This is a genomic window from Streptomyces sp. NPDC059255, assembly GCF_042752355.1.
In the GTDB taxonomy this organism is placed as follows: Bacteria; Actinomycetota; Actinomycetes; order Streptomycetales; family Streptomycetaceae; genus Streptomyces.
In genome coordinates, this window is sequence record NZ_JBHYZP010000113.1 from 1 (window position 1) to 1,149 (window position 1,149).

Sequence of the window (1,149 nt, forward strand, 5' to 3'; positions counted from 1 at the left end):
GTCAATAAATAAAATATCCTCCCGGAAAAGGGAGGACTATTCTTTAGGCGATATATTAATGTGTTTTAAATATACAAGAATTTCGTAAACATCCATATTGTTGTACTTCTTATCTATCCAATCCTTTAAAAAGTGTTCAATATGCTTGTATTTCGTATCTAATTTCATATTAATAATATCTAATATTTCTAGATTTGGCATAAATTATTCATCTCCTTTAATGGAGAGAGTATATACACACTTATTTTAGTTTGTCAATAATAACCTGTTATAAACATTTATACTCAGTGCGAACATAAGAGATAGGACATTTCTATCCCTGATACCCAGTTATTTCATATATAATAGGACTTTACATTCAGGAACATGTGTTCTATTATTGGTACAGAAATATTTTCTTCTCCTACCAATATGTCGCATAATGTCGAATCCTTCCTGAAAAAATTCTGAAGAAATTTGTAAAAAGGGGTAGACATGATATATCCCTTGATGGTAAGATAAGGTCATCAAAGGGAACATAAAGGAATCTGAAGCCCTTTAAAGGAAGTGATACATATGTAGAGGGAGGTACGCTTTTTGTCTAGTGAAGAGGTTTTAACAGTTAAACAGGTAGCCGAGATATTAAAAATATCTGAAAAAACGGCTCGCAAAATGCTGAACAACGGAGAAATTAAAGGTTTCAAAGTCGGTCGAGAATGGCGCGTGTCAGCTGAAAAATTCAATGAATACTTAAAACAAAATTAATTCTTTGGGGGAATTTTAAAATGACAAACACTATTAAAAACACTGAAAACACTACTGACGTATTGGCAACTGAGGACATTGCAACAGCATCACCAAGTATTTTTGAACAAGGTACACAACAAATGTTTTCAACTATCCAGGCAACGGACAGAAAGAGCAGCATCAAACTTTACAACGCGGTAAGCAACGCTGAACACTCTCTATCAGACCATATCGGAGAAGTAATTGAAATTACAGACATGGTCGCCCATGCGGTTGAATTAGAGGATGAAGTCACGAAAGAGACAATTCAGGCAATGCGCGTTGTTCTTTTAACAGCAGACGGACAAGGCTATCACAGTGTATCTCAGGGCGTAGCAAGCTCCCTACAACGTATCATTGGGATTGTAGGGCAAGGTCCTTGGA

2 protein-coding genes are annotated in these 1,149 nt (G+C 35.6%); both read left to right on the forward strand.

All coding sequences use genetic code 11. From position 1 onward, the window contains the following. Positions 1 to 576: 576 nt before the first annotated feature. Complete coding sequence (locus ACFXKG_RS41315) at positions 577 to 744, forward strand: helix-turn-helix domain-containing protein (RefSeq protein ID WP_326194937.1); 168 nt, start codon at positions 577 to 579, stop codon at positions 742 to 744. A 20-nt stretch (positions 745 to 764) separates the two neighbouring features. Then, a partial coding sequence (locus ACFXKG_RS41320) for a hypothetical protein (RefSeq protein ID WP_384850785.1) occupies positions 765 to 1,149 on the forward strand: 385 nt, incomplete at its 3' end.